Raw genomic sequence first — 6,484 nt, forward strand, 5'->3', positions numbered from 1 at the left:
GCGTTGTGAATCTGCTTAAAATACTTGTTATGTGTGTACTGAAAGGTACACATTGTTGTCTATTTTAGTCCCCGCAAATTCGAAGCTATAAAGCCCAACCTGCTTGAAACCAAGATGCGCATAGAAACCGTTGGATTCATTTTCAACCCAGGTGTAAAGCCAATACTTCTTGCCAAACTGTCTCTCCACCTCGGTTAAAAGCTTCCGACCTAAACCACGGCCCCTGAAAGTACTATCCACATACAATTTTTCAATCTCAAAGCCGCTTTGTGGTGTCTCATAATAAGATTCTAAATTTAACAATACATAACCTTGAAGAGCTTGATTTTCTTCACTTACTAACAACCGGAATTTGGGGCTGTTTAGTAACTCGACAAAATGAGATTGAGTAAATGTAGACAAAACAAATTGAGCATATTCATCTTTGATTCCGTCTGTTGCATATGTGTCCAACCAGACTTTTATAGATAATACAGCTAGTTGTATGCAATCGTCCTTCGTTGCTTCCCGAATCATATTTCCTCCCGAAGATATATCTTTAAGCTTTGGGACAAAAACACAATGCCACAATATGCGCAGCATGGCATTGCGTTTTTGTCCCAGTGAACGTGTTTAGCGCATTGATATGCCAATTGACTAAGGCTGTAACATCCACATTTTCCATGATGCTCCCTCCCCCCAATAATACTCTCTAGTATGAACACGGTTGACCTTAAATTTAAGTATTTCTATTGAATGGGGCGTAACCGAATAACCACCCCATGAACTCGGGCGCGAAATTGATGCCTCTGAAGCTGCAATTGCAGAAGAGAAATGATTTTCCATAGACCCCTCTGAATCCCAAACTTCGCTTTGTTTGAAACAAGTGGTGGCAACTTGCGCTTCTTTAGAACGTGTAAGCCAAAATTTATCCGCTAGATCCTCTGAAATACGTTTAGCTGTTCCAACTACACGAATTTGATAGCCAATATGATCCCACCAAGCAAGCAAGGAAATTTTTGGACTGTGTGAAAGATGATTTCCTTTTTCTGAGTTGTAGGACGTACAAAAAATAAAACCAGACGGAGAGATTTCCTTGAGGTCTACGAAGCGCGAATGAGGAAACTCCGCCAATGTTTCTTGGAGCTCCAAAACTGAGAGTTTTTGCATATTTAAATAACTAAATTTGTTATCAATTTCCATTTGAGTACCTAACGCCGTTGTAACCGGCTAAAAATAGTTGGCTAAAATTTGTGAGGTACGAACATAGCCAACTGTTTTTTGTCCGAGTTAACAACCTTGTTAGCAATCTTTACATCGTTCTCTGAAATTCTCTTTCATCCCTACCCAAAGAGAGCATTTTCAATGCAATGACTTGCTTATCTTTATATATTGCTTGTAGCCTTGCCTCGGTAAACGCTTTAAAAACGATAGTTTCTTTATCAAGAAGTTCAATTTCAAAGGCCGGCTCATCTGAATGTTGATAAAAGAGTTTACCACCTTCTTGAAATACCTTGTGCTCTCCAAACGTACCTACTATCTGATTGAAATCACTCTGACTTGGCTGGTATTGGCTCGATTTCGCTTTAACCAATGGATAGACCCATTTGTGCAAGCTGAGATTACTACTCTTACTTTTTATTAAAGTATTTAGTACCTCTGCATAAGCTACATTAAGTGCATTGTCGCTGCTCGTTTCAATATTTGGTTTTACACCTTTTCTTTCCCAATTATCGTTTGTTCTGGGGTCAACAGGTCGTGCAGTTGGTAAAGTGAGAATAAAATCGTCATTTACTATTTCTGCTCTTCTGGCATGAGCGGCGCCAGCAGTAACCTCTCCTACAATGGTTGCTCTCGTCAAACTTTGCATAGCATAGCTAAAGCCTTCTGCAGCGGATGCAGAATTACTGCTGGTGAGAATATAAAGAGGAGCATCTTTAAACCTAGGACCCGGAACATAAGGCGACGTCCAATCTTGCGTTTGAGTTAACACACCATTCTCTCGACTTTCAAAAGTCGATAAATGAACAATATCTAAGTCAAAAAAGTAACTGGCCAATGAAGTTACCATAAAAGGACTGCCACCAAAGTTGTTCCTTAAATCAATAATAATACCATCGGCATGCTGTAAAAATTTCATCGCATTTTCAAGCGTTTCACCACCTAAATGACTATCCGAGAACATTCTTATGTCAAGGTAACCAATGTTGCCATCAAGCATTTCAACCTTTTTAAAACCATAGTTGTCTGTAGGAGCCTCCATGGCTCGACTATCCGAAAACGCTTTAGTTTGTGCTGATGAACGATATGTTTTCAGTTCATTTACCCATTGAGGGTCATAAACGACAGAGAGGTGTTTATCATTTGCAATTTTGTTTAATTCCAAAGTCATAAATTTAGCAATATCTTCAGATGACTTTTGATGATCGCAACCAGATAAAAATGTTTGCGAACGCATTAACTGAGCTAACGTTGTTGCTGTATTTTCAATTACGTAGTTATCTTCAAGTTGTTTGGCAATAATTTGTGACACATCATGACAATCTGCGGCGCTAACATAATTGCATAGAACGAATGAGCTAAAGATGAGGGATTTAAAAACTTTAATTTTCATATTCTTCCTGAAATTTCAATTATTGTTTTCTAATAACGCTCAACCACACCAAAAGGGGTTAAAAGATATTCCACATGCTAAATTAAATTGCTAGACCCGCCTAAGGGGCTGGCAACGCATTACACTAAACGCGAACACAACAACCGCAACCACTGCGACTCAATGGGACTGGAAACGCCGCGCGTTGACAGTCCCTCTTGAGGCGTTTGTTATGTAACTATTTAATAGCGATAGAGATTTCGACTTCACTTGCACTTTTATAATATTCAAAGTCTGTTGTGTAAGCTCGTTTGTAAGGACAGCTTTCAGAGCCGAAGTAGCGCCACACATCACCCCAAAGTTCGATAATTACTTGTGGCATTTCACCGGTCGCAGAAAAAGTCACGTACTTACCTGAAGCAACGGTAACTTGTACTGAGTCTGGTAATATTTCTGGTGACAATGCATCCGAGCAAGCGATAACGTCAAAAGCCCCCGTAAAATCAGACTCGTAGTTTGTGTACAAACCAAAAACTTTTGATTTTTCATTTAGCTTTGGAGCCGCATTTGCGTAAAACTTAGCCCAAAGTTCTCCGATTTTTGCAGTAGATGGTGATACCTCATCCGCATTATTAGTTCGGATAACAAAGCCTGTAACATCGAAGCTATCCATTTCACTGATGTTCATATTTCCTCCTAGTTACATAAAACGCCCCGCTTAAGGGCACAAACATGTGGGCTATAATTCTGGACGCTTGCGACCGGGAGTCCACATTTTTGTGTCCCAGTGCGCCCCGCGCACGTTTACAGCGGTTTGTTATGCGCTTTTACTACACTTGGCGAAACTACGATGCCATAAATGTATAGAAAAATGGTATAAAGCATTGCACCCACTCCTGCAACAGCTATCGTAATTCCAAGAGGGTTCATGCCTTGTTCTTGTAAAAGATTTGGATTCACGAATATGACTGCGTAAGCAAATATAGCAACAACGATTCGAGGAATTAGCGCATAACCATAAATATTCATGAGCTTTTTGATTGTCAGTTTTTTACCAAAAATCCTTATTAGCAGTTTAACAATTAAAGCACTCAGCGGGATCATGACTAGAGCAAAAATTGAACCCAATATAAACAATAAGTATTCGTTACCAACTGCACTCAAAGCCTTTTCATAGGTACCCGGTCGATAAATCCTAGCAATACCAAAGTAAAACGGTGCGAGCCAAGCAAGAAGAAATAACTTATCGCTTGGAAGCGCCTTGAAGGTTTCTTTCGGTGAAATAAATACATTTTTAACTAATTCTAACTGCACGTATTACTCTTCCTTAAAACATCAACGCATAACTTTTAAATAACGGGCGCAGACATGTGGGGCATAATGGCGAAGCCGCCCTGCGTGTATGCATCCCAACGAACGCAGTGAGTGTGTTGATTGGGTTGTTATGTTCGTTGCTAAAACTGCCTTTCACATGGTATTCCGTCATTGTCGCCATCCATTTTTGTATTTGGGCAGTTTTCTAAGAAAAATTTTGCTTCTTCATAAGATGTCATTTGACTGCAATGTTGTCTACCATCACAACGAAATGAAAAACGGTCTGCCTGAATTAGAGTTTCTTGTGTAGGTAAGGCCGGTTGTGGCAATACTTCCACGTTTTGATCGTTCTTAGAATAAATAAAGACTCCAATTAGAACGGCTAAAAGTAGTAATAATTTCTTTGACATCTAAATTTCTTCCCTGAGTACATAGACACAATGACTCCCTGTGAAATGCTAGCCTCCGCATTTTCGTGCGTTAGCTGAAAGCCACCGGAGCGCCGGCCGGAGTCCATTATTAGTTTGCTTAAGACTAAATCATTTGGAGGCTAGCATGAACAAACATAACATGATTTTTATCGGGTTGGATACGCATAAAGAGTTTCATGAGGTTGCTTATGAAGCTGGACCGTGTGGTTATTGGATTTATCGTCTGATAACGAGCTTGGGACATTGTTGTTATGTCGTGGCGCCATCTCTTATCCCTAAAAAGCCTGGAGAGCGAATTAAAACCGATCGCCGAGACGCGCTTAAACTCGTTAAATCATTAAAGTCCGAAGATCTCACGCCTATCTATGTGCCTGAGCCAGAAGATGAAGCGGTTCGTGATTTATCACGTGCTCGTGAAGCGGCAATGAAGGATTTAAAAGAAGCAAAGTATCAACTCAAAGCCTTATTACTTCGTAATAACATACGTTATGAAGGCACTGCCAACTGGTCGAAGAAACACCTTCGCTGGCTCACCGAACTGATATTGCCTCACCCAGCCCAGCAAATTGTCTTGCAGGAACAACTGCAAACCATTGAGGAACGTATCCGGCGACTGGAAAGGCTCGACAATGAATTAACCCACCATGTACACCAATGGCGTTATTATCCGGTAGTGAAAGCCGTTCAGGCGATGCGAGGCGTTCGATTGCTCGTTGCTGTTGGTTTGGTGGCAGAGCTCGGTGATTTGCATCGTTTCGACCATCCAAGAAAACTCATGGCGTATTTAGGTTTAGTCCCTAGCGAACAATCATCAGGCGGAAAGCGGCACTTAGGCGCTATCACTAAAGCGGGAAATGGCCGAGCAAGGCGTTTACTGATTGAAGGTGCGCACAGCTATCGTTATCCAGCAAATGTTTCTACCGAATTACAGTTAAGACAGGAAGGTTTACCCAAAGACATCGTCGATATTGCTTGGAAAGCACAATTGCGTCTTTGCAAACGCTATCAGCGTATGAGTAAAAAAGGTAAACACTACAATTTAATCATTACGGCGATTGCCAGGGAAATGGCGGCTTACATATGGGCCATTGCAAAGGAAGTGGTACTCACGCCGGTTAATCCAAAACTAAGACTGAGCCGAGTACCTGCATGAAAAACGAGTTTGAGCTAACGCATTCGGATCAGGCCGCGGAATGTGGCACAACCTACGAGGGCGTTATGATGGCAATCACTTAACCGTGATTGATCCACGAGCATAGACTGATGAGAAGGTGACCACGGCGGAGTGAGTAAGGTAGGCGCTGTTCATTATAATTAATGAATAATCCACGAATACCAGCATGATAACCGACGACATTACTGCCTCATCCGGTGCGTTAGTTCATTTATTATGAGCGAGAAATATAACTAATTATGGGCTGGAAGAATGTCAGGAAAGCACTCGTTCAGGGTTGACAAAGGGAGTCATACCAACGCCCGCATAAGGGGCAGCAAAACTTAAGCGGCGATTGGTTAAACTTGGGCAAAGCACCAAACTAATCGCCGCGTAGTTTTGATGTCCCAGCGCCCCGCTTTTCAGGGGCGCGACTTGATGCGATTGTTATAACCCATTTTGCACAATTTCTTGCGCCTCATGGCTATAGCAAATACCTCCCATTGCTCCACATAAGTAGTTAATAAGCTTCTTTAACAATTTGGCATCGTCTCCGGCTGACTCTCGTTTGTACTTTGTGAAAACTGTTCCTAGAGGACTGCCAACTTTTAACAGGTCATTGTTACTAACACTTGCATCCAAATCGTGAGCAAACTTATTTCTTAGTTTGTTCAAAGCTCTTAGTGACGATACAAGCCCATCATCAAGCAATTCCATAGCTTCAACAAGGGCTAGTTTTTGGCTAAATGTAAAACTAGCTTTTTCAAGTAATTTGTCACCCCTCGATATTTTAAGGACTATCAGGTTTTCAAAAATGTTTTCAGCAAATAAGTGACCCTTCAAGACCAAAATAGCTTGATCTGACTCATTTAAAATTGTGGCTGAAAATTTTTTGAAAGCATGGTGATCTTTGTATTCCATGATGAATCCTTTCTGATGGGTTATAACACCCACATAAGGGGCAGTAACACATGGGCTAAAATCCGAGCGAAGCGACAGAGCCCATGTGTTACT

General features: G+C 41.2%; 8 protein-coding genes. 1 reads left to right on the forward strand and 7 read right to left on the reverse strand.

The annotated features are described in order from the left end of the window. Positions 1-27 precede the first annotated feature (27 nt). From EYR97_RS16410 to EYR97_RS22515, 6 genes are all read right to left on the reverse strand, one after another. Entirely contained in the window at positions 28-516 is a 489-nt protein-coding gene (locus EYR97_RS16410; protein WP_131094741.1) for a GNAT family N-acetyltransferase, read from the reverse strand. A 120-nt stretch (positions 517-636) separates the two neighbouring features. Then, positions 637-1,182: a pyridoxamine 5'-phosphate oxidase family protein gene (locus EYR97_RS16415; RefSeq protein ID WP_131094742.1), complete on the reverse strand. Its 546-nt coding sequence runs from the start codon at positions 1,180-1,182 to the stop codon at positions 637-639. A 109-nt stretch (positions 1,183-1,291) separates the two neighbouring features. After that, complete coding sequence (locus EYR97_RS16420; RefSeq protein WP_131094743.1) at positions 1,292-2,593, reverse strand: S41 family peptidase; 1,302 nt, start codon at positions 2,591-2,593, stop codon at positions 1,292-1,294. A gap of 217 nt (positions 2,594-2,810) precedes the next feature. After that, on the reverse strand, positions 2,811-3,260 hold the full coding sequence (locus tag EYR97_RS16425) for a GyrI-like domain-containing protein (RefSeq protein WP_131094744.1): 450 nt from the start codon (positions 3,258-3,260) through the stop codon (positions 2,811-2,813). A gap of 116 nt (positions 3,261-3,376) precedes the next feature. Beyond that, positions 3,377-3,886 carry a YIP1 family protein gene (locus tag EYR97_RS16430; RefSeq protein WP_131094745.1) on the reverse strand — a complete coding sequence of 170 codons (510 nt, stop codon included), beginning with the start codon at positions 3,884-3,886 and terminating at the stop codon, positions 3,377-3,379. Positions 3,887-4,026: 140 nt separating this feature from the next. Continuing rightward, positions 4,027-4,296 carry an excalibur calcium-binding domain-containing protein gene (locus tag EYR97_RS22515; RefSeq protein ID WP_131094746.1) on the reverse strand — a complete coding sequence of 90 codons (270 nt, stop codon included), beginning with the start codon at positions 4,294-4,296 and terminating at the stop codon, positions 4,027-4,029. A 145-nt stretch (positions 4,297-4,441) separates the two neighbouring features. On the opposite strand from EYR97_RS22515, the gene EYR97_RS16440 reads away from it, so the two are divergent. Further along, complete coding sequence (locus EYR97_RS16440) at positions 4,442-5,470, forward strand: IS110 family transposase (protein ID WP_131094747.1); 1,029 nt, start codon at positions 4,442-4,444, stop codon at positions 5,468-5,470. 447 nt (positions 5,471-5,917) lie between these two features. Here EYR97_RS16440 and EYR97_RS16445 read toward each other — a convergent pair whose 3' ends face one another. After that, the gene (locus EYR97_RS16445) at positions 5,918-6,391 is read right to left on the reverse strand and encodes a hypothetical protein (RefSeq protein ID WP_131094748.1); all 474 of its coding nucleotides are present in this window, start codon (positions 6,389-6,391) and stop codon (positions 5,918-5,920) included. Positions 6,392-6,484: the final 93 nt, after the last annotated feature.

It is taken from the genome of Alteromonas sp. KUL42, from assembly GCF_006538325.1.
Taxonomy (GTDB): Bacteria; Pseudomonadota; Gammaproteobacteria; order Enterobacterales; family Alteromonadaceae; genus Alteromonas.